This is a genomic window from Hasllibacter sp. MH4015 (assembly GCF_020177575.1).
In the GTDB taxonomy this organism is placed as follows: domain Bacteria; phylum Pseudomonadota; class Alphaproteobacteria; order Rhodobacterales; family Rhodobacteraceae; genus Gymnodinialimonas.
Window position 1 is genome coordinate 3448871 of record NZ_JAHTBK010000001.1, and the last position, 19897, is coordinate 3468767.

At 64.1% G+C, this 19897-nt stretch carries 23 protein-coding genes and 1 riboswitch; of the genes, 11 read left to right on the top strand and 12 right to left on the bottom strand.

Features of this window, described 5'->3' with window-relative positions:
- The first annotated feature begins 26 nt into the window (after positions 1–26).
- The 7 genes from KUW62_RS17565 (at position 27) to KUW62_RS17595 (ending at position 4922) form a co-directional block, all read left to right on the top strand.
- On the top strand, positions 27–308 hold the full coding sequence (locus KUW62_RS17565) for a hypothetical protein (protein WP_224816753.1): 282 nt from the start codon (positions 27–29) through the stop codon (positions 306–308).
- Entirely contained in the window at positions 308–907 is a 600-nt protein-coding gene (locus KUW62_RS17570) for a glutathione S-transferase (protein ID WP_224817149.1), read from the top strand. The genes KUW62_RS17565 and KUW62_RS17570 overlap by 1 nt, the downstream gene beginning before the upstream one ends.
- Positions 904–1329, top strand: coding sequence for a GNAT family N-acetyltransferase (locus tag KUW62_RS17575; protein ID WP_224816754.1), 426 nt, complete (start codon positions 904–906; stop codon positions 1327–1329). Before KUW62_RS17570 ends, KUW62_RS17575 begins: the two co-directional genes overlap by 4 nt.
- Positions 1330–1379: 50 nt before the next feature.
- Entirely contained in the window at positions 1380–1928 is a 549-nt protein-coding gene (locus tag KUW62_RS17580) for a pyridoxamine 5'-phosphate oxidase family protein (protein WP_224816755.1), read from the top strand.
- Positions 1929–2159: 231 nt separating this feature from the next.
- Positions 2160–2735, top strand: a complete 576-nt coding sequence (petA, locus tag KUW62_RS17585) for a ubiquinol-cytochrome c reductase iron-sulfur subunit (RefSeq protein WP_224816756.1) — start codon at positions 2160–2162, stop codon at positions 2733–2735.
- Positions 2736–2748: 13 nt separating this feature from the next.
- Positions 2749–4098: a cytochrome b N-terminal domain-containing protein gene (locus KUW62_RS17590; RefSeq protein WP_224816757.1), complete on the top strand. Its 1350-nt coding sequence runs from the start codon at positions 2749–2751 to the stop codon at positions 4096–4098.
- A 14-nt stretch (positions 4099–4112) separates the two neighbouring features.
- A complete protein-coding gene (locus tag KUW62_RS17595; protein WP_224816758.1) occupies positions 4113–4922 on the top strand; it encodes a cytochrome c1 in 810 nt (269 codons plus the stop codon).
- A 159-nt stretch (positions 4923–5081) separates the two neighbouring features.
- On the opposite strand, the gene thiQ is transcribed toward KUW62_RS17595, so the two are convergent.
- From thiQ to thiB, 3 genes are read right to left on the bottom strand one after another with little or no spacing between them, the layout of a single operon-like run.
- Positions 5082–5771, bottom strand: coding sequence for a thiamine ABC transporter ATP-binding protein (thiQ, locus tag KUW62_RS17600; RefSeq protein WP_224816759.1), 690 nt, complete (start codon positions 5769–5771; stop codon positions 5082–5084).
- Positions 5758–7323, bottom strand: a complete 1566-nt coding sequence (locus KUW62_RS17605) for a thiamine/thiamine pyrophosphate ABC transporter permease ThiP (protein WP_224816760.1) — start codon at positions 7321–7323, stop codon at positions 5758–5760. Before KUW62_RS17605 ends, thiQ begins: the two co-directional genes overlap by 14 nt.
- Positions 7299–8288 carry a thiamine ABC transporter substrate binding subunit gene (thiB, locus tag KUW62_RS17610; protein ID WP_224816761.1) on the bottom strand — a complete coding sequence of 330 codons (990 nt, stop codon included), beginning with the start codon at positions 8286–8288 and terminating at the stop codon, positions 7299–7301. The genes KUW62_RS17605 and thiB overlap by 25 nt, the downstream gene beginning before the upstream one ends.
- A 38-nt stretch (positions 8289–8326) precedes the next feature.
- Positions 8327–8443: riboswitch (TPP riboswitch) on the bottom strand.
- A gap of 71 nt (positions 8444–8514) precedes the next feature.
- Between thiB and aroC the strand changes: the two genes are divergently transcribed.
- Positions 8515–9615 (top strand): chorismate synthase, encoded by a 1101-nt coding sequence (gene aroC / locus KUW62_RS17615; protein ID WP_224816762.1) that lies wholly within the window; start codon positions 8515–8517, stop codon positions 9613–9615.
- Positions 9616–9775: 160 nt separating this feature from the next.
- Positions 9776–10465: a hypothetical protein gene (locus tag KUW62_RS17620; protein ID WP_224816763.1), complete on the top strand. Its 690-nt coding sequence runs from the start codon at positions 9776–9778 to the stop codon at positions 10463–10465.
- A 12-nt stretch (positions 10466–10477) separates the two neighbouring features.
- On the opposite strand, the gene KUW62_RS17625 is transcribed toward KUW62_RS17620, so the two are convergent.
- The 8 genes from KUW62_RS17625 to KUW62_RS17660 form a co-directional block, all read right to left on the bottom strand.
- Entirely contained in the window at positions 10478–10873 is a 396-nt protein-coding gene (locus KUW62_RS17625; RefSeq protein WP_224816764.1) for a thioredoxin family protein, read from the bottom strand.
- A 26-nt stretch (positions 10874–10899) separates the two neighbouring features.
- Positions 10900–11613, bottom strand: a complete 714-nt coding sequence (locus KUW62_RS17630; RefSeq protein ID WP_224816765.1) for a cytochrome c biogenesis CcdA family protein — start codon at positions 11611–11613, stop codon at positions 10900–10902.
- Positions 11614–11664: 51 nt separating this feature from the next.
- Positions 11665–12534 carry a DMT family transporter gene (locus KUW62_RS17635; RefSeq protein WP_224816766.1) on the bottom strand — a complete coding sequence of 290 codons (870 nt, stop codon included), beginning with the start codon at positions 12532–12534 and terminating at the stop codon, positions 11665–11667.
- Positions 12535–12631: 97 nt separating this feature from the next.
- On the bottom strand, positions 12632–12922 hold the full coding sequence (locus KUW62_RS17640; RefSeq protein WP_224816767.1) for an HU family DNA-binding protein: 291 nt from the start codon (positions 12920–12922) through the stop codon (positions 12632–12634).
- Between the two features lie 135 nt (positions 12923–13057).
- Positions 13058–14542, bottom strand: a complete 1485-nt coding sequence (locus KUW62_RS17645) for an AMP nucleosidase (RefSeq protein ID WP_224816768.1) — start codon at positions 14540–14542, stop codon at positions 13058–13060.
- Positions 14539–15306, bottom strand: a complete 768-nt coding sequence (locus KUW62_RS17650) for a hypothetical protein (RefSeq protein WP_224816769.1) — start codon at positions 15304–15306, stop codon at positions 14539–14541. The genes KUW62_RS17645 and KUW62_RS17650 overlap by 4 nt, the downstream gene beginning before the upstream one ends.
- The gene (locus KUW62_RS17655) at positions 15303–17087 is read right to left on the bottom strand and encodes an adenine deaminase (protein WP_224816770.1); all 1785 of its coding nucleotides are present in this window, start codon (positions 17085–17087) and stop codon (positions 15303–15305) included. The genes KUW62_RS17650 and KUW62_RS17655 overlap by 4 nt, the downstream gene beginning before the upstream one ends.
- A gap of 284 nt (positions 17088–17371) precedes the next feature.
- The gene (locus KUW62_RS17660) at positions 17372–18070 is read right to left on the bottom strand and encodes an HAD family hydrolase (RefSeq protein WP_224816771.1); all 699 of its coding nucleotides are present in this window, start codon (positions 18068–18070) and stop codon (positions 17372–17374) included.
- Positions 18071–18229: 159 nt separating this feature from the next.
- Here KUW62_RS17660 and msrA point away from each other — a divergent pair, with 159 nt between their 5' ends.
- Complete coding sequence (gene msrA / locus KUW62_RS17665; RefSeq protein WP_224816772.1) at positions 18230–18907, top strand: peptide-methionine (S)-S-oxide reductase MsrA; 678 nt, start codon at positions 18230–18232, stop codon at positions 18905–18907.
- Here msrA and KUW62_RS17670 read toward each other — a convergent pair.
- On the bottom strand, positions 18902–19189 hold the full coding sequence (locus KUW62_RS17670) for a YggT family protein (protein ID WP_224816773.1): 288 nt from the start codon (positions 19187–19189) through the stop codon (positions 18902–18904). The genes msrA and KUW62_RS17670 overlap by 6 nt on opposite strands.
- Positions 19190–19339: 150 nt before the next feature.
- Between KUW62_RS17670 and KUW62_RS17675 the strand changes: the two genes are divergently transcribed.
- Positions 19340–19870: an acyl-CoA thioesterase gene (locus tag KUW62_RS17675; RefSeq protein ID WP_224816774.1), complete on the top strand. Its 531-nt coding sequence runs from the start codon at positions 19340–19342 to the stop codon at positions 19868–19870.
- The last annotated feature ends 27 nt before the right edge of the window (positions 19871–19897 follow it).

Below are 19897 nucleotides of genomic sequence, written 5' to 3' on the forward strand. Positions count from 1 at the left end.
GCCTCCTTTGTGAAAGGACGACCCCGATGGCCCTGCAAATTCCCCCGATGGCGTTCCTCGCCCTCAAATACGGCGCCGTGGCTGCCGCCGGCTTCACCGCGGCGCGCCTTGCCCCGCGCGGACGGTTCCCACAGGCCGTGGAGGCCGAGATGGACGCGACCCCGAACGGGCTCCGCTTTCGCAAGGCACACGGTCAGCTTTCGGCGGCCGGCCGGATCACGCGCGATTGGCGTGCCGGGCGGTTCGGACCGAAATTCCGGATCGACGGCACGGCGCTGGCGCGTCTCAGGATAAGGCGTCTGACATGATGGAACTCCTCGGCTCTCCGGCATCCCCCTTCGTGCGCAAGGCCCGCATCGCGTTGGCGGAGGCACGCATCACCGACATCCCGTTCGTGGAGGTCGCGGCCTCCCCCATGGGGGGTGACGACACGATCAACGCGGCCAATCCCCTGGGCAAGATCCCGGCCCTGCGCCGCGATGACGGCCCGACGATCTATGACAGCAACGTGGTGTGCCGGTTCCTCGACGATCGGGCCGATGCAGGTCTGTATCCGAAGGCGCGGCTTTGGGAAGTCCTGACGCTGGAGGCGACGGGCGACGGCATCATGGAGGCCGCGGTCGGCATGATCTACGAGAAGCGGTTCCGCCCCGAGGACAAACATTGGCAGCCCTGGTTCGACGGACAATGGGCCAAGATCAACCGTGCGCTCGACGTGCTCGGGCGGCAATGGATGAGCCACCTTTATGGACCCGTCGATATGGGGCAGGTCAGCGTCGCCTGCGCCCTGGGCTATCTGGATTTCCGCTTCCCGGACGACGATTGGCGCACCGGCCGCGACGGCCTTTCGGCATGGTACAAGACCTTCGCGGAGCGTCCCTCCATGGTGGAGACAGCGCCGGAGTGAGGATTGGACGCGCCGAAGACGACGCCGCGCGGCAGGCCTGTTTCGACATCCGCCGCGCCGTCTTCATCGAAGAACAGCGAATCCCGGAAGGTGAGGAATGGGACGCCCACGATGCGACCTGTATCCACTACCTTGCCGAGGATGCGACAGGCCCTGTCGGCACTGCACGGCTGATCGCGAAGGGGCAACGTGCCAAGATCGGGCGCGTGGCCGTCATGCCCTCCCATCGCGGCACCGGCCTCGGCGCGCAGATCATGCAGGCCGTGATGGACGACGCGAAAGCCCACGGCTTCGCCCGGGCGGAGCTGGAGGCGCAGGTTTACGCAATCGCCTTCTATGAGCGCCTCGGGTTCGTGGCCGAGGGGCCGGATTTCGACGATGGGTCCGGCATCATGCATCGGGTCATGCGCGCAGAGCTGTAGTCATCTCCACGTGTTCGCGATATGTTCTTTCTGAAACAGAAGGAATCGCCATGCCGCTTGGCCGGAAACTGAATGGAACGCTGCGCGCCTTTATCGAACGTCAGCAGGTGTTCTTTGTCGCGACCGCCGCGCCGACCGGGCGGGTGAACGTGTCGCCCAAAGGGGCGGACAGCCTTCGCATCCTCAGTGACACCCACGTCCAATGGCTGAACCTGTCGGGCAGCGGGAACGAGACGGCGGGCCATCTGCGCCAATCGAACCGCATGACGCTGATGTTCTGCGCGTTTGAAGGGGATGCCCTGATCCTGCGCCTCTATGGAACGGCCAGCGTCCTGCACCCGCGCGACGCGGGGTGGGAGGACGCGGCGGCGCGGTTCCCCAAGATGGCGGGCACGCGGCAGATCTTCGATATGCAGATCGCATCCATCAACATGTCCTGCGGGTCCGGCGTGCCGTTCATGGACTATCAGGGCGACCGCTCGGCCAAGGAAATGATCCCGTATTTCGAGGACCTGGGGCCGGACGGAACGGATGCATTCTGGCGTCGGAAGAACGTTGAGACCATCGATGGCCATCCCACGGGCCTGTTTGAGGATTAGGGCGCGGAGTTAATCCAGACGGGTCCCCTGGGTGCCGGTTTCGGGCTGCAGACATTGACGGGCGCGGATTCTGCGACATTTCGGCCAACATGCGCGTGTTTGTCCGCTGGACGCCTATACTGTCTGTCAGTAACACAAGCGCTAGCTTGGCGACCCAGAGATTCCTTCGCCAACGGAGCAGGTTTCCAGGTCCAAAGACGTTTGGACCCAGAGAGAAAGGACACAGAGCTCGTGTCAGATACGCATGATCAGTCCGGCGACCGCCGGGACTTTCTGTACTACGCCACCGCCGGCACCGGTGTTGTCGTTGCAGGCGCGGCTGCATGGCCGCTTGTGAATTCCATGAATCCCTCCGCCGACGTGCAGGCCGCCAGCCAGTTGCGCGTTGACGTGGGCGGTGTCGATCCCGGCACCCAACTGACGGTTCTGTTCCTCGGCAAGCCGATCTTCATCCGCCGCCGCACGGAGGAAGAGATCGAAGCCGCCCGTGCGGTCGAGATGAGCGAGCTTGTCGATACCGATGCGCGTAACGCCAATGCCGAAGGTGAAGACGCGGCCGACATCAACCGCTCATTGCCCACCCCCGATGGGGAAAACACCGGCGAATGGCTCGTGATGCAGGGTGTGTGTACGCATCTTGGTTGCGTTCCCATTGGCGAAGGTGCGGGCGATTTCGGCGGCTGGTTCTGCCCCTGCCACGGCTCGCACTACGACACCGCCGGCCGCATCCGTCGCGGGCCCGCGCCCGAGAACCTGCCGATCCCCGCGGCAGAGTTCATCGACGAAACAACAATCCTGCTCGGTTAAGGGAGAGATACGCATGTCCGGAATTCCCCACGACCATTACGAACCGAATTCGCGCGGCGAAAAGTGGCTCCACCGCCGCCTACCGATCGTCGGTTTGATGTATGACACACTGATGATCCCCACGCCCAAGAACCTGAACTGGATGTGGATCTTCGGTATCGTGCTCGTCTTCTGCCTGGTGATGCAGATCATCACCGGCGTTCTTCTGGTGATGCACTACACGCCCCATGTCGACATGGCCTTCGCGTCGGTCGAACACATCATGCGCAACGTGAACGGGGGATGGGCGATCCGCTACATCCACCAAAACGGGGCATCGCTGTTCTTCATCGCGGTCTACCTGCACATCTTCCGCGGCCTTTACTACGGCTCTTACAAGGCGCCGCGAGAGGTCACGTGGATTATCGGTATGCTGATCTATGTGCTGATGATGGGCACCGCGTTCATGGGCTACGTCCTGCCCTGGGGTCAGATGTCCTTCTGGGGCGCGACCGTGATCACCGGCCTCTTCGGTGCCATCCCGTTCATTGGGGAAAGCATCCAGACCTGGCTTCTGGGTGGACCGGCCGTGGACAACGCCACGCTGAATCGCTTCCTCAGCCTGCACTATCTGCTGCCCTTCGTGATCCTGGGCCTCGTGATCGTGCATGTCTGGGCGTTCCACACCACGGGCAACAACAACCCCACCGGTGTCGAAGTGCGCCGCACCTCGAAGAAAGAGGCGGAGGCAGACACGCTGCCCTTCTGGCCCTACTTCGTGATCAAGGACCTGTTCGCTCTGGCCGTGATCCTCGTGATCTTCTTCGCCATCGTGGGCTTCATGCCGAACTACCTCGGCCACCCCGACAACTATATCGAGGCGAACCCGCTGGCGACGCCCGCGCATATCGTGCCCGAATGGTACTTCCTGCCGTTCTACGCGATCCTGCGCGCCTTCGATAACGAGGTCTGGGTCGTGATCGCCGCCAATTGGCTGACCGGCGGGATCGTCGACGCCGCCTTCTTCGGCGTGGTCGCGATGTTCGGCGCGATCGTCGTGATGGCGCTGGCCCCGTGGCTCGACACCTCTTCGGTCCGTTCCGGTCGCTATCGCCCGATGTTCAAGTGGTGGTTCTGGGTCTTCGTGGTGAACTTCATCATGCTGACCTGGGTGGGCGCCCGCCCGGCGGAGGGGATATATCCCTATATCTCGCTGATCGGTGCCGCGTACTGGTTTGCGTATTTCCTCGTGATCCTCCCGCTTCTGGGCGTGATCGAGAAACCGCTGCCGCAGCCCGAGACGATCGAGGAAGATTTCCGCGAAAACATGGCCAAGCACGTCGGGGGCACCAAGACCCTCGGTGCCGAAACCCCGGCAGAATGAGAGAGGAGCTGACGATGCTCAGAAAACTAGCGATCAGCGCCACAGCCGCGCTGGCCCTCTCCACCGGGGGCGCGATGGCCGCGGGTGGCGCAGGTGAAATCACCAACGTCCCGTTCTCGTTCCAGGGGCCGTTCGGCACCTACGATCAGGACCAGCTTCAGCGGGGCCTTCAGGTTTATACCGAGGTCTGCGCGGGCTGCCACGGTCTGCAATACGTGCCGCTTCGCACCCTCGCGGATGAAGGTGGCGTCGGCTGGACCGAGGATGAGGTGCGCGCCTATATCGACGAGAACTTCATCGAGGTGTTTGACGAGGATCTTCAGGATTTTCGTCTGGCCACGCCCAATGACAACTTCCCGGCCAACGATGCCGTCGGTGCCCCTGATCTCAGCCTGATGGCCAAGGCCCGCACCGGCTTCTCCGGCCCGCGCGGTACGGCGATCTACCCGTTGCTCTACGGTTTGGGTGGTCCGGAATACATCTACTCGTTGCTCACCCATTACACGGGGGAGGAGGTCGAGCAGTTCGGCACCATCCTCTATGTGAACGAGACGATGGAAGGCGGCCTGATCTCCATGGCGCCGCCGCTGTGGGAAGGGGCCGTCGAATACGCGGACGGCACCGAAGCCACGGAATCTCAGATGGCCGAAGACGTCTCCGCGTTCCTGATGTGGGCGGCGGAACCGCACATGATGGCGCGCAAGCAGATGGGCCTCGTGGCGGTCATCATCCTCGGCATCTTCTCGGTCCTGCTCTACCTGACCAACAAGCGCCTCTGGGCACCGGTCAAGGCCCGCGCGAAGGGCCAGCAGCCCGCCGAATAAGCATCGGTCGTCCCAATTGAAAACGCGCTCCGGATTGCCGGGGCGCGTTTTTGTTTGTGCAGATGGGTTGCAGCGAATGTCGCTACCTTATTCTTATACTATAACGCGAATATATCCTGAAATCAGGGGCATGACCCCCCGTTTCAACCTTGAAACACCTCACATCCAAGGCTCGAGCACTGGTGCCCGTTCCGCCACGGAGCCCGCCAAGGGTGCATCCAAAACGACCGTTCCACCCTCCAGTAGCAGCAGATGGTCACACAGCCGCTCCGCATCCCGCAAATCATGGGTCACCATCACCAGCGTCTGCCCGGTCTCCGCACATAGCGCCTTTACGAGGTCCAGCATCTCCCTCCGCAAGCCAGGATCAAGCGCGGCAAACGGCTCGTCCAGCAAGACAAGCGGGCGATCCTGCAACAGCATTCGCGCCAGTGCGACACGGCTTTGCTGACCCCCCGACAGTTCCGCCGGTTTGCGGTGCCCCATTCCGTCCAGCCCGACCTTTTCCAAGGCCTCTGTGACACGCTCCTGATCCTCCCGGCGGAGCGTCAGGCCCGGCTCGATCCCGACCGCCACGTTCTGTTGCGCGGTCAGGTGCGGAAACAGGTTGCCGTCCTGAAACAGGATCGACATCGGGCGCTCGGCGACCGGGGCGTGGGTGACATCGGCACCGTTGATCCAGACGGTCCCGCGATCCGGCACGGAAAATCCGGCGATCACCGACAGCAGCGTCGACTTGCCCGACCCCGATGCACCCATCAGCGCCACGCGCGCCCCTTTCGGCACGTCAAGCGACAGGGACAGGGTGAACGCGCCCAGCCGCAGTGTCACATCCTCAAGTCGAAGCATTCACGCGCCCTCCCCGGTCGAACAGCCAGAACAGTCCCAGCGACAGGGCCATCAACAGAACCGCCGCCCCCTGCGCATCATCGGTGCGGTAGGACCCGAAGAGGCGATACATCTCCAGCGGCAACGTCTCCTGCCCCGGGGCGCTGAAAAGAGCGATGACACCCAAGTCGCCCATGGAAAACGCCGCCGCCAGCCCGGCTCCGAACCCAAGTGGGCGGCGCAGGCGCGGCAGGATCGCGTGGCGAAACCGCGCCATCCCATGCATCCCCAGCGCATCGGCCAACCGCCCGTGCGTGGCCTCTGCCTCCGTGGCGGCAGGGATGAGCGCGCGCAGCAGGAAGGGAAGCGCCACCAACGCATTGACCAGCCCCGTGATCGGCAGAGACAGGGCCACGGGATTGGCGACCGGAAAAACGATCAGGAACAGGCCTGTGCCGATGACGAGCGGCGACACGGCGATGGACAAAAGCCCCACGGCCTCCAGCCCCGCCCGCGCCGCCCGCCCGGCAATTAACAGCGCGATCGGCACGGCCAGCGTGACGGCCAATGCAGTAGACCCAAGCGCCACAAGGATCGACCGCAATGCCGCCGCCCAGGTCGAACCCGGCAAGCTTACGACCGCGCCGATCCCCTCCAACGTGACGGCCAGAAGGGGCAACAAAAGGAACAATCCCGCAAGGCCAAGCGCCAAACCATCCGTGAAACGGGCCGCTTGTCCATCCCCCGGCCATGACATTGCCGGACGGTCCAGCCCTGCCCCGAACGACGCCTGCGCGGCGAAAAGCCAGGCCAGAAGTCCCGCCCCGATGCAGATGCCGACCTGGACCATGCCCAGAAGGGCCGCGCGGCCAAGATCGAACTCGAACCGGAACGCCTGGTAGATCGCAAGCTCCACCGTCGTGGCCGACGGTCCGCCCCCCAATGTCAGCGCGACGGCGAAACTGGTGGTGCAGATCAGGAAGATCACCAGCGCGGCACCGGGAAGGGCGGCGCGCAGCACGGGAATTTCAAAATGCCGCCGCATGGCCCGTGGGCCGAAATTCAGCGCATGGGCCAGTCGCATCCGTTCCGACGGAATGGACAGCCACGCCTGCAACAAAAGCCGTGTTGCCAGCGGCAGGTTCAGGAAAACATGGGCCAGCACCACACCGCCAAGCCCGTAGATATCCACCGTCCCGGCCCCAAGGTCGGTCAGAACGGCGTTGACCCATCCCGCGCGCCCGAAGACGGCCAGCAAGCCAAGCACGGCCACGAGAACCGGCAGGATGAACGGCGCCCCCATCAGCGCGACATAGGCGCCGCGCCCGGTGAACCTGCGCCGTGCCAGGGCGCGGGCCACGGGAACCGCCGCCAGGCATGACAGGAGGGCGGACAGGGCGGCCTGCAACAGCGTAAACCGGATCGCGGCCCAGTCGGACGCGCCCAATCCGCCGAACCCCTCTGCCCGCAGCACGACGGCGATCAACGGCCCGAGGATCAGCAACGCGACCAGCAGGATGAACACCCCGCCGGTCGCCTGAACCCAGCTTAACGGCTGAGCGCGCGCTGCCATGTCTCAAGCGCCGTTTCACGGTTGGCCGGCACATCCGTATCCGGGAACAGAAGCGATGTGAGCGGGACGGTCAGGGTCTGGAACCCGTCGGGCAGGGCATCGGCGGGCAGGGCGGCGGGATACATCCAATTCGTGGTGGGGATCACCTGCTGGAAGTCCGGGCTCAGCATGAACTCCATGAACTGACCGGCCAGCGCGGTATCGTCGGCGGTGTTCAGGATACCGGCGACTTCAACCTGCATGTAATGACCTTCCTCGAACGCGGCGGCGGCGAAGCTGTCATCCTCTTCCGCGATCAGGTGGTAAGCGGGGGAGGTGGTGTAGGACAGGACCATGTCCGCCTCCCCCTCCACGAACAGGGCATAGGCTTCGGACCAGCCGGGGGTCACGGTCAGGATGTTGTCGGCAAGCCCCTCCCAGATCGCTTCCGCCTCATTCCCGTAGGCGCTTTGCACCCACATCAGAAGGCCCAGGCCCGGGGTAGAGGACCGAGGGTCCTGGATGACGATGCGCAAATCCGACGCGGCCAGTTCGATGAAACTGCCCGGAACGTCTTCCAGATCCGTGCGGTGGACGAAAGCGAAGTAGCCCCAATCAAAGGGCAGGAAGTTCGGATCATCCCACGTGACGGGCATGGTTAGGCCTTCAGGCGTGATCCCATGCTCGGCGATCAACCCGGCCTCAAGCGCGGCGGCCGTGAGGTTTGTGTCGAGGCCGAGGACGATGTCGGCCTCGGACCGATCCCCCTCCAGCCGCAGACGCGACAGGACGGCCGCGCCGTCGCCCGCGCCGACAAATTGCAGATCGCAGTCACAAACCGCTTCGAACGCCTCCTCGATCGCGGGGCCGGGCCCCCAATCGGCGACGAAACTGTCATAGGTATAGACCGTCAAGACCGGGGCGTCCTGCGCGAACGCGGCCCCCGCCATTACAGTCAATCCCGCAGCGATGATGGTGGGTTTCATACCTCACTCCTCCAAATACTGTGGGCGAAGTGAAGTCTTGGCGATTGCCGTACCCTTCCCTCCGCCGGTTCTAACCGGTTCAGGTTCAACGGGTCAGCTTTCGCAATCTCAGCCAGGCGTGGTGTTACCCGCGCAAGGCCCCCCGAGGTGCGACAAGAGGTAGGGCAAAGCGGCCGTGGCGGCAAGCGGCTTGGCATTTGTGTCGCACGGGGCTAACCCGGGGGCCATGAGCATGAATTCCTACGGTCACTTGTTCCGCGTCACCACCTGGGGCGAAAGCCACGGTCCCGCTTTGGGCGCGACGGTGGATGGTTGCCCGCCCGGCGTGCCGATTGACGCGGCAGAGATCCAGCATTGGCTGGACCGCCGCAAGCCCGGCCAGAACAAGTATACGACCCAGCGGCGCGAAGCCGATGAGGTTGAGGTCCTGTCGGGCGTCTTCGAAGGGCAAAGCACCGGCACGCCGATCCAGCTGATGATCCGCAACACCGATCAGCGGTCCAAGGATTACGGCGACATCGCCGAGAAGTTCCGCCCCGGCCATGCCGATATCACCTATTGGCAAAAATACGGTATCCGCGATTATCGGGGCGGGGGCCGATCCAGCGCGCGGGAAACGGCGGCGCGGGTCGCTGCCGGTGGCGTGGCGCGGGCGGCCTTGGCGCAGATGCTGCCGAATCTGCGGATCACGGGCTACATGGTCCAGATGGGGCCCCACGCCATCGACCGTGACCGCTTCGATCTGGCCGAGGTGGAGAATAATCCCTTCTGGGTCCCGGACACGCAGGCCGCGCAAGATTGGGCCGACTACCTTGATGCGCTGCGGAAATCCGGCGACAGCGTCGGTGCGGTGATAGAGCTGCGCGCTTCGGGCCTTCCCGCCGGTCTTGGTGCGCCGATCTATGGCAAGCTCGATACGGATCTGGCTGCCGCAATGATGTCCATCAACGCCGTGAAGGGGGTGGAGATCGGGGACGGCATGGCCGCCGCGGCCCTCACCGGGTCGGCCAATGCCGATGAGATTCACATGGGCGCGGACGGTCCGGAATACTCGTCCAACCACGCGGGCGGTATCCTTGGCGGTATCTCCACGGGGCAGGACGTGGTGGTGCGGTTTGCGGTCAAGCCGACCTCTTCCATCCTCACGCCACGGGCCACGATCACCAAGTCGGGCGAGCCGACGCAGATCGTAACCAAGGGTCGCCACGACCCCTGCGTTGGCATCCGGGCCGTGCCCGTGGGGGAGGCGATGATGGCCTGCGTTCTGCTCGACCACATCTTGCTCCACCGCGGGCAGATCGGCGAAAATCGCGGCGCGATAGGGTAAGCATTCCTTAATCCCTGCGCGGTGATTTGCCCAATCCCGGGAACCGGCTGGCTTTGGTTCCAAGCGGGCGACAATGTGTCAAAACTGCCCTGCCGTTGCCTTGTTTCTGCCTCAATTGGCCAAAATTAAGGCAGCACTGGGTTTTTGAATTGGATGTCGAATGGGGCAGAACGCTCGCATTGGGTCACGTCCGCGCGGGCTGATCACGATAGACTGGGTCCTTGCCTGCGTGGCAATGCTCTCCATCTTTCTGGCCGCTGGCGTGTTGATCCGGACCAGCGTGGAAACCGATCCCACGCGCGGCGTCGGCGGGGTGCGTATCCTGTCCGACAGCGACACGCTTCTTGCCTTCCAGGATTTCGAGTTCGAAGCCGAGGGGTGGCGCCCCGATCTGACGACCACCGAGATCGCCGGACTTGGCCCGGTCCTTGGCCCGTTCACGGATGATGCGGTGACGCGAAGCCTCTCCGTCGCGGACGACATCACCGACCTCTACATCGCGTTCGACCTGCACCTTCTGGGCGCATGGGACGGCGCGCTTGCGATTGCTGCCAACGAAACCGCATTGGCCGCGGTCACGCCGTCCGATCTTGCGGAAACCACGGCGGACAGGGGCGAGGGCTTCACGATCCTCACACGGGGGGAGGCAATCACGCCGCAACCGGGCGAAGCGGAACTGCCGGGCCGTGATGCAAGCTTCGTGACCCTGTCGGTCCGCATTCAGGCGCAGGACCCGGATACGAATATCGCCTTGCGCCTCTCGGCCTCCGATGCGGGCGAGGGCGCGAGCTGGGCCTTGGACAATTTCACCGTGATCGGCTTTGCCAGCGAGTTGAACGGGGGCCGCTAGACCCCCCAGATCTCAAAGCCCCGCTTCAAGCAACGCGCGGATATCAGCCTCCCGCGTGCCGGCCACGATGCGACCCACCTCGCGTCCGTCGCGGAACAGGACGAGCGTGGAGCGGCGCGGGATGTTGAGCTGCGTCGCCAGATCGCCGCGCCCGTAATCGTCCCAGTCCACCCGGTAGAAGGTGATGGCCTCCCCATAGGCCGGGTTATCGCCCAGAAGTGCGTTGATCGTGCGTTCCTGCGACCGGCAGGTTGAACACCAATCCGCTGCGAAATCGAGGAACACGGTCTCACCGGCGTTGATCGCCTGCTCCGCCGCGCCGGGCGTGTAATCGATCATGTTGGAGTGGGCGGCGAAGGGCGCCAGCGTGATTGCTGCGGCGGCGGCAAGTAGACTGCGACGGTTCATGGAAAGAACACTCCTGTAACAAGCGGTCAAAGTGATACGGACAGATCCTGAAGCCAGATCGGCATACGATCGAGGATCCAGATTTCGGCGACCAGATGCCAACGCATATAGATCGCCAGGCCGACAAGGAAAAACACGATCCCGAGAACGGGGCGGGACGCGGCGGCGAATTTGCGCAAGGTTCCCATGCGTTTCTGCATCGCCGCCCGCGCGCCGTAGCCAAGGGCGATGATGACGGTGCCGATGCCGAACGCGAACGCGACCATGATGAGGAAGGCGCGCACCAGCTCCTCCCCCTGTGACGCGAGCGAGATGGCGGAGCCGAGGACAGGGCCGACGCAGGGGCTCCAGACCGCGCCCAGAAGCAGGCCGCCCAGGAACTGCCCCTGCCAGCCGTCCGTCGACATCTCGCGCATTCCGTCATCGGCACGCGCGGCAATTCCGCCGGTCGCCGTGGCGAACCGGGCGGACAATTGCGGAACCAGCAGGACCGCACCGAACACCATCATCAGGATCGCGCCCGCCTGGCTGACGGTTTCCTCGCGCAGGCCCACAAGATGGCCCGCGGCGATCACCCCGAACCCGATGGTGACAAAGGCCAGTCCCATCCCACCGGCAAGCGCCAGAGGACCGTACCGGCTGGATTGGAGGGAGCCCGCCAGAACGATCGGCAAGACCGGCAGGACGCAGGGGTTGATGAGGGTCAAGAGCCCCGCAGCATAGGCAAGCAGAAATTCCATGGCGCGGTGATGCAGGAAGCCTTTCGCAGAGTCACATGAAATGCGCGTGAGTCAGCTTTTGATCCGTGCGCGCTGCACCGCAAGAATCCCGCCCGCGATGATCGCAACACCCAGCGCGTCGCTCCACCCCAGCGCCTCATTCAACAGCGCGAAGGCGATAGCGACGCCGAAGACGGGGTTGAGGAAATGGTAGGTCGCCGCCCGTGTCGGCCCGATGCGGCCCACCAGAAGAAACCAGATCAACGTCGCCGCAAGCCCGGGCATCAGGGTGGTATAGATGAACGCGAGGATGAACGGCGTGGTCCAATCGACGGCCAGCGTCTCAAGCATCAGGGCAGGCGGCAGCAGCGCGGCGGAGCCCACCAGCATCTGCAACCCCACGATCATCAGCACGTTGCCCCCGTCGGATGACGCGCTTTTGACGGTCAGGGTCGCGGCGGCCAATGCCACGGCGGCGATCAGGCACAACGCAATGCCAAGCGGGTCCGCCCCACCGCCGAAGCGTTGCGCCATGATGATCGCGACCCCGGTAAACCCCGCCACAAGGCCGAGGACGCCGAGGATCGGCAGCTTCTCGCGAAAGATTGTCCAGTTCGCCAGCGCCACCAGAAGCGGCATGGTCGAGGCGATGATCGCGGCCAGCGACGCCTCGATCCATTGCATCGCGACGAAGTTCAGGCCGAGGTAGATGGCGTTCTGGCAGATCCCGAACACCACGACGGCGCGCCATTGGTTGCGGGTCAGGCGGAAGGTCTGGCCAAGGGCCAAAGCGATGCCTATGCCGATGACACCTGAGATCGCGAAGCGCGCGGAGAGAGAGAAGAGCGGCGGCGCGGCCTCCACGATGATCCGGGCAGAGGTGAAGGCCGACGACCAGATCAGGGCGAAGGTCAGGCCCATGGCGACGGCGCGTAAATCCATCATGTCCCCGAACAGCAAAAGGGCCGCGACCCGTTGGGCGCGACCCTTTCAGAATTCAGTGGCGTGGGCAATCGGCCCGCGCCCGCAGCGTCCGGCTTCAGCCGTTCACGCTGTCCTTGAGTGCCTTGGCAACGGTGACCTTCACCTGCTTGTCGGCCTCTTTCTTGATCTGCTCGCCCGTGGCGGGGTTGCGAACCATGCGCTCGGGACGCTCGCGGCAATAGACCTTGCCGATGCCGGGAAGGGTCACGGCGCCGCCGTTGGACACTTCCTTGGTGACGACGGCCGTCACGGCGTCGAGTGCTGCACCGGCAGCTTTCTTGTCAGTGCCCATCTCATCGGCCAGAGCGGCGACGAGTTGCGTTTTGGTCATGGGTTTGGTTGCCATGTCTTTTTCTCCTGCTGTCTTTCCCCCGAGCCCTTGGGCCGGTTGCGGCGAAGCTAACCGAATATTGTGGCCGCACACAACGCCCCGGATGCGTTTTAGGCAGAAAAATAGGGGCTATGAGCGGATTTTATCGCCTCAAAGGAAGGCAGTTTCCTCGAACGAGCGCAATTTCCGGCTGTGAAGGCGTTCCAGCGGCATTTTCTGAAGGTGCTCCATCGCGCGGATTCCGATCAGCAAATGGCGTGAAACCTGGCTTTTGTAGAAGTCGGACGCCATGCCGGGCAGCTTCAATTCGCCGTGCAGCGGCTTGTCCGACACGCAAAGCAACGTCCCGTAGGGCACCCGGAAGCGGAAACCGTTGGCCGCGATCGTGGCGCTTTCCATGTCCAGTGCCACGGCACGCGATTGCGACAGGCGCTGCACCGGGCCGGTCTGGTCGCGAAGCTCCCAATTGCGGTTGTCGAAACTGGCGACCGTGCCCGTTCGCATGATCCGCTTCAGCTCGTAGCCTTCCAGCTCCGTCACGTTGGCCACGGCGGTTTCCAGCGCGACCTGGATCTCCGCCAGGGCCGGGACCGGCACCCAGACCGGCAAGTCGTCGTCCAGCACCTTGTCCTCGCGCAGGTAGGCATGGGCGAGCACGAAATCTCCAAGGCGCTGCGAATTGCGAAGGCCCGCACAATGGCCCACCATCACCCACGCATGGGGACGCAGGACGGCGATGTGATCGGTCGCGGTCTTCGCGTTCGACGGACCGACGCCGATATTGACCAGCGTGATCCCAGACCCGTCCGCCCGTTTCAGGTGATAGGTCGGCATTTGCGGCATCTTCACCGGCGGGGTGATCGCCGTTTCGGAATCCGTGATCTCCACGTTCCCGGTCGCCACGAAGCTGGAATAGCCGCTGTCCGCGTCGGCCAATCTGGTCCGCGCATAGGCTTCGAATTCGTCTACGTAGAATTGGTAATTGGTGAACAGGACGTGGTTCTGGAAATGGCTGGGGTCGGTGGCGGTGTAATGGGCCAGACGGGCCAGGGAATAGTCGATCCGTTGCGCGGTGAACGCGGCCAACGGCATCGCGCCGTCTTCATAGGTGAACCCCGTGCCGTTCACGATGTCATCGTTCGTGGTGGCAAGGTCCGGCACATCGAACACGTCGCGCAGGGTAAAATCGCCCGCACCTTCCTGCGGCACCGTGATCGCGGTGTCGTTGGCCACGGCGAAATGCACCGGCATCGGCGTGAGAGAGGGTCCGATACTTACCTGCACGGAATGGTTCTTCAGCAAAAGGCCGATCTGCTGGATCAGGTAATTCTCGAAAAGATCGGGCCGCGTGATGGTCGTGGCATAGGTGCCCGGCTCCGACACGTGCCCGAAGCTCAACCGGCTGTCGACGCCCGCAAAGGATGTCGTGCGCAGCCGGATCTCCGGATAAAAGGCCCGGTACCGCGTGCCAACGGGCGCGCCCGACGTCAGGGTTTCCGCGAAACGGGTACAGAGAAATTCCGAGGCTTCGGTATAGAGCTTTTGCAGATGCGCGACGGCCCCTGCGGCATCGGTGAAGGCCACGGGTTCACCGTGATCGGGCGTTTCGACGTGAAGGGTTGGGTGCGTGGTCATTCTTCCTCAATCACGTATTCATAGGACTCGCGCAAGATCGCGATTCCCTCTTCGCCCAGGATCTCCCTCAATTCGGAGGTGATGACGTAGGGATTTTCCGGCGTCATGCCGGGGATTGCGCCAATTTCGGGTTCGGGCATGACGGCTTCGATCCAGTCGCGGATCGGGTCCGGGGCAATGTCTGCGGGAATGGTAATGCCCAGGGCGCTGGCCCGGTCCGGCAGGGTGACGCCGAACGTGTCCGTCAAGAACGCGCGGAATTCCAGTGGCGGCACGGGCGGGTCCCCGAAATCCTGCAAGGCATGCTCGATGGGCGTCAGGCCAGGGTCGGTGATGGCGCCGGGTTCGGTGTAGCCAAGGGCAAGGAATTGCAGGGCGATCAATGCGTCGTCCGTCAGGACATAGGGGATGCCGTGATTGAAGACCACGATCCATTGCTTGCCGTCGTCGTCAAGCCAAAGCGAAAGGGTTCCGCCATCGCCCGCGATCTTGGCAATCGTGGCCACGCGCGCCATCGCTTCCGGCGGGGGCTGGTACAGGGGGGGTCCCGCCTCGAACCGGAACACGACATGGCTGGCCGATGGCAGGTTGCGCGCCGCCTGCGGGTAGATGAACAGCATCCGATTGCCGAAGTCCTGTGGGTCGCCGTTGGGAACGGTGTCGTGCCATCCCTGTGCCTCCAACCAGTCGAAGGTCCGCACGAAAGCGGTGGGCAATGTCAGGCCATCGGGCAGGTGCGTGGCCATGTCTTCGGCAAAGCTCACACGATCACCTCGGTCAGCTCGAACGCCCGCACATCCACCAGCCCGAGGTCCGAGATCCGCAATTCCGGGATCACCACCAATGCCAGAAGCGAATGCTGCATATAGGCGTTGTTGAGCGTGCACCCCGCCGCCGTCATTGCATGCACCAGCCCCGTGACCTTGGCCGCGACCTCCGTCGCCGGGCGATCCGACATCAGGCCCGCGATGGGCAATTCGACCAGCGCCCGCTCCGCCCCGTCCTGCCACAGGGTCACGCCGCCACCGACCTCCCCCAAACGCATCGCGGCTTTCGCCATCATCTCCCGGTCCGTGCCGACCACGATCATGTGGTGGCTGTCATGGGCCACGGTGGAGGCCATGGCCATGCCGGGGCCGTACCCGAAACCGCTGACCAAGGCATTGGTGACACCGCCGGTGCCGCGATGACGCTCCACCAGTGCGATCTGGGCGATGCCGTCCGGTTCCACCACGCCGTCCCGCACCGGCAGGTCCAGCCGCAGTGCCTTGGTGGGCGCCTGGTTTTCGACGACACCGATGACGTTGGCCGTCACCTGCGCGGCGTCCGAGCGGATTTCGAAATCCTGCGCCGTCAATGCCTTGCCCAGATGGACGGAGGCGCGGGTATCCTCCGGCCAGTCCAGATGCGGGCAATCGGCAAGACACTCCCCGGCCTCCGCCACCTTAACACCGCGCCCATAGACGATTTCGACAGGCAGCGTGTTCAGGTCGCTCGTGACGATCATATCCGCACGCCTACCGGGGGCGATCTGCCCGATCTCGCGCTCCAGCCCGAAATGGGTGGCGGTGTTGATCGTGGCCATTTGCAGGGCCACCAGCGGATCACAGCCGCAGTCGATGGCATGGCGCACGGCGCGGTTCATGTGGCCGTCTTCCACCAGCGTCTTGGCGAAGCAATCGTCGGTGCAGATAATCATGTTGCGCGGGTCTAGGCCGCGCTCGGTGATCGCGGTGATCTGGCTTTCGATGTCGTACCAGGCGCTGCCAAGGCGGATCATCGACCGCATGCCTTGCCTCATCCGTGCTATCGCATCGTCTTCGCAGGTGCCCTCATGGTCATCCGCCGGACCACCGGCGGCATAGGCATGGAAGGCAGGGCCCAGATCGGGGGAGGCGTAGTGCCCACCCACCGTCTTGCCCGCATCCTGCGTCGCGGCGATCTCGGCCAGCATCTGCTGGCTGCCGTTCACGACGCCGGGGAAATTCATCATCTCCCCCAAGCCAACGATGCCAGGCCACGCCATCGCCTCGGCCACGTCCTCCGGCCCGATCTCGTAACCCGTCGTCTCCAGCCCCGGCGCGGACGGCGCGCAAGAGGGCATTTGCGTGAACACGTTGACCGGCTGCATCAGCGCCTCGTCATGCATCAGCCGCACCCCGCGCAGGCCGAAGACATTGGCGATCTCGTGGGGGTCGGTGAACATGCTCGTCGTGCCATGGGGGATCACGGCGCGGGTGAATTCGGCGGGCGTCAGCATGCCCGACTCGATATGCATGTGCCCGTCGCAGAGTCCGGGGATCAGGTAGCGGTTGCCAAGATCCTGCACGTCCGTTTCCGGCCCGATGCAATGGGACGCATCGGGTCCGACATAGGCGAAACGGCCTTGTTTGACGGCGACTTGCCAGCCCTCCATCACCTCGCGCGTCTGCACGAGGACGACGCGGGCATGGATCAGGACAAGGTCGGCGGACGCGCGGCCCGCGGCGGTGGCGACAAGATCGCTTGCCACGTCTTGCCATGTGGGAAAGGAGTGATGTTCCATGTCCCAATTTCGCAAAGCGCACGGGGGGCCGCAAGGGACGATTGGAGGGCGGTGGCGGGTCGGTGCAGCATGACCAATCGAAGTGGAAACTTGGCCGGAGCCGCGACATTGACGGGCCTCGGGCTGGCGATCCAACCTGCCTTTTTTGAGCGCTTTATGGCGGCCAAGCCCTTCCTCAGAAGAAGCGTGGCGCCAACATCAACCAAATCGCCGGGCCGTGGGGAGGCCCGTCGATGGCGGGGCGGCTGCGCCGCTGTTAACCCCCTGATTAACAGAGAAAACAGTCAAACCCTCAACCGCCGCTCCCACATGGCGCAATAAATCGGCAGCGCCTCGTCCAGCAGAGCGCGGTGCGCGTCGTCCACATCCGGCAAGGCCCCTTCCGCCCCCGCGAACCCGATGGAGCGGTGGACCGCGTCGTACCAATGGGGGGCCCACGCGCCGTCGAAGGGCTTGGGTCCGGCAGGCCAGCTCAGCATGGCCTTGTCGAAGGGCAGATCAATGGCCCCACACAGCGCGCGCAGCATCGGCTCCGGGTCCGCCCTGATATCGGCGCTGTCGATAATGGGGCCGGGCAAGGCGTTGTATACACGGTCCACATCCGCGAAGCCGATATCGGCCATCGTGATGCTCCGTCGCTTCCGCCCGTAACTGGCAATCACCCGTGCGGGGTGGCGGATCAGGTGGACGTTCACGAAACCCTCCGCCCAATCCAGGGGCGTGTCGGGACCCATGTGATGGGTCATCAGCTTGAGGTATTGGACGGGTCGCGCGGGCCGTGCCAGCACCCGCTCCACCACCGCGCCGTAGTCGGGTGGCTGGCTGGCCAGCACCGCCGCGCGCATCGGGTGATCGGCGCCACTCTCCGCCAGATAGGCGGCGTAGAACGGCTCATCCCATGCTACGCAATCGGGGCGGTTTCCGAAGGCGTACATCATCGCCGTCGACAGGTTGCGTGGCCCCGACCACATCGCGATTCTCACAGGTCACACTCCTTGCGCAGGTGATGCACAGCCGATGCATACCGGCGATGCAGCCGCCGACGGGCGGTTTCACCCTTTCGTGACATCAAGCGCCTATGTCTTGCAATGGCGGGCCCGGCACGGTTCGCTGGACCCAACGGCAAGCAGAGGACCCGCGCCATGGCACGCACCCCGATCCGCGAAAGCGTCAAGACCCTGATGTTGAGCATCGGCATCCTGACCGGGCTGGCGCTCAGCCACGGCAAGGCCAATGCCGAGGATATCCGCACCACGATCGTGGCCGGTGGCTGCTTCTGGTGCGTGGAATCGGATTTCGAGCGGGTGGACGGCGTGATCGAGGTCGTGTCGGGTTTCGCCGGCGGGACGGTGCCGGACCCCTCCTACCGGGAGGTGGTCAGCGGCGGCACCGGGCATCTGGAGGTCGTGCAGATCACCTATGACGCGGATGTGCTGCCCTATGCCAGTCTGCTGCGCCTGTTCCTGCGGTCGGTCGATCCTCTGGATGCGGGCGGGCAATTTTGCGATCGGGGCGAAAGCTACACCACCGCGATTTTCGTCGATAACGCGCAGGAGCGGGAGATTGCGCGCGGCGCCATTCAGGAGGCGGAGGGCGTTCTGGGCCAATCCCTGGTGACGCCGATCCGCGACGCCGCGCCCTTCTATCCGGCGGAGGATTATCACCAGGATTACTACCGCTCCAACGACATAATCCTGACCCGCTTCGGCCCGCGACGGAAGGCGGTCGCCTACGAGCTGTACCGTCAGGCCTGCGGCCGCGATCAGCGGGTGCTCGACATCTGGGGGCAGGAAGCGGCCTTCGCCGCCGATCACCTATAGGAACAGCGCCACGTTGTTCCGCAAAACGATCTCCACGATGTAGAGGCCGAGGATCACGATCAGCGGTGCAAGGTCCAGTCCGCCCATATTCGGCAAGATACGCCGGATCGGGTCATAGATCGGTTGCAGAAGCCGGTTCAGCCCGTCCCAGATCTGCGCCACGATCGGTTGCCCCATGTTCAGGACGCCGAAGGTAATCAGCCACGACATGATGATGTGGACGATGACGATGAAGAACGCCACGTCGATCAGCAGCATCAGGATTTGAAAGATCGAGGTCATGGGGCAGGCCGTGAAGTTCGTGAATGATCCATGGCACATAGGCGGACATCGGCGTCGTCGCAAGCAATCGGCGCGCATTTGCAACAATGGGTCGGCCTTTGACGCAACGGCGGGCTTTTGGCCCCGCACGGTCTGCGGCAATGTCGCGCCATGTACCCCTATGCCCGTTTCGCCGCCCTGATCCTGTCCGAAAAGCGCAAGCCGCCCATCGGCCTGTTCGAGACCCACAGCCTGCCGATGCGGTGCTGGCCGCTCGACATCGACGGGTTTCTGGAGATGAACAACGGCCGCGTGCTGACATTGTTCGACCTTGGCCGGTTCGCGCTGGCGATGCGGATCGGCCTTTGGGATGTCCTCAACCGAGAGAAATGGGGGCTGGTCGTGGCGGGCTCGACCGTGCGCTACCGGGCGCGGATCACCACCTTCCAGCGCTTCGAGATGCGCACGCGGTTCCTGGGGTGGGACCACCGCTTCTTCTATCTGGAACAGGCGATGTGGCGCGGGGATACCTGTTGCAACCACGCGCTTCTGCGCACCGGGGTTACAGCGAAGGGCCGTCTTGCCCCGGTGGCCGACGTCGCACAAGCCATGGGGATCACCGACGGCTCCCCCCCGTTACCGGAATGGGCGCGCGCCTGGGCTGAGGCAGACGGGACACGGCCCTGGCCGCCCGAATTCTGACCACCACCCTATTCCATGGACAGGCGC

Bases quoted from the DNA above. Each gene is read 5' to 3' on its own strand.
- KUW62_RS17620 (WP_224816763.1), top strand. From the start codon at position 9,776: ATGGGGCAGAACGCTCGCATTGGGTCACGTCCGCGCGGGCTGATCACG.
- KUW62_RS17645 (WP_224816768.1), bottom strand. From the start codon at position 14,542: ATGACCACGCACCCAACCCTTCACGTCGAAACGCCCGATCACGGTGAA.
- KUW62_RS17670 (WP_224816773.1), bottom strand. From the start codon at position 19,189: ATGACCTCGATCTTTCAAATCCTGATGCTGCTGATCGACGTGGCGTTC.
- KUW62_RS17580 (WP_224816755.1), top strand. From the start codon at position 1,380: ATGCCGCTTGGCCGGAAACTGAATGGAACGCTGCGCGCCTTTATCGAA.
- KUW62_RS17655 (WP_224816770.1), bottom strand. From the start codon at position 17,087: ATGGAACATCACTCCTTTCCCACATGGCAAGACGTGGCAAGCGATCTT.
- KUW62_RS17625 (WP_224816764.1), bottom strand. From the start codon at position 10,873: ATGAACCGTCGCAGTCTACTTGCCGCCGCCGCAGCAATCACGCTGGCG.
- KUW62_RS17570 (WP_224817149.1), top strand. From the start codon at position 308: ATGGAACTCCTCGGCTCTCCGGCATCCCCCTTCGTGCGCAAGGCCCGC.
- KUW62_RS17605 (WP_224816760.1), bottom strand. From the start codon at position 7,323: ATGGCAGCGCGCGCTCAGCCGTTAAGCTGGGTTCAGGCGACCGGCGGG.
- aroC (WP_224816762.1), top strand. From the start codon at position 8,515: ATGAGCATGAATTCCTACGGTCACTTGTTCCGCGTCACCACCTGGGGC.
- KUW62_RS17640 (WP_224816767.1), bottom strand. From the start codon at position 12,922: ATGGCAACCAAACCCATGACCAAAACGCAACTCGTCGCCGCTCTGGCC.
- KUW62_RS17590 (WP_224816757.1), top strand. From the start codon at position 2,749: ATGTCCGGAATTCCCCACGACCATTACGAACCGAATTCGCGCGGCGAA.
- KUW62_RS17675 (WP_224816774.1), top strand. From the start codon at position 19,340: ATGTACCCCTATGCCCGTTTCGCCGCCCTGATCCTGTCCGAAAAGCGC.
- msrA (WP_224816772.1), top strand. From the start codon at position 18,230: ATGGCACGCACCCCGATCCGCGAAAGCGTCAAGACCCTGATGTTGAGC.
- KUW62_RS17630 (WP_224816765.1), bottom strand. From the start codon at position 11,613: ATGGAATTTCTGCTTGCCTATGCTGCGGGGCTCTTGACCCTCATCAAC.
- KUW62_RS17595 (WP_224816758.1), top strand. From the start codon at position 4,113: ATGCTCAGAAAACTAGCGATCAGCGCCACAGCCGCGCTGGCCCTCTCC.
- thiQ (WP_224816759.1), bottom strand. From the start codon at position 5,771: ATGCTTCGACTTGAGGATGTGACACTGCGGCTGGGCGCGTTCACCCTG.
- thiB (WP_224816761.1), bottom strand. From the start codon at position 8,288: ATGAAACCCACCATCATCGCTGCGGGATTGACTGTAATGGCGGGGGCC.
- KUW62_RS17635 (WP_224816766.1), bottom strand. From the start codon at position 12,534: ATGGATTTACGCGCCGTCGCCATGGGCCTGACCTTCGCCCTGATCTGG.
- KUW62_RS17565 (WP_224816753.1), top strand. From the start codon at position 27: ATGGCCCTGCAAATTCCCCCGATGGCGTTCCTCGCCCTCAAATACGGC.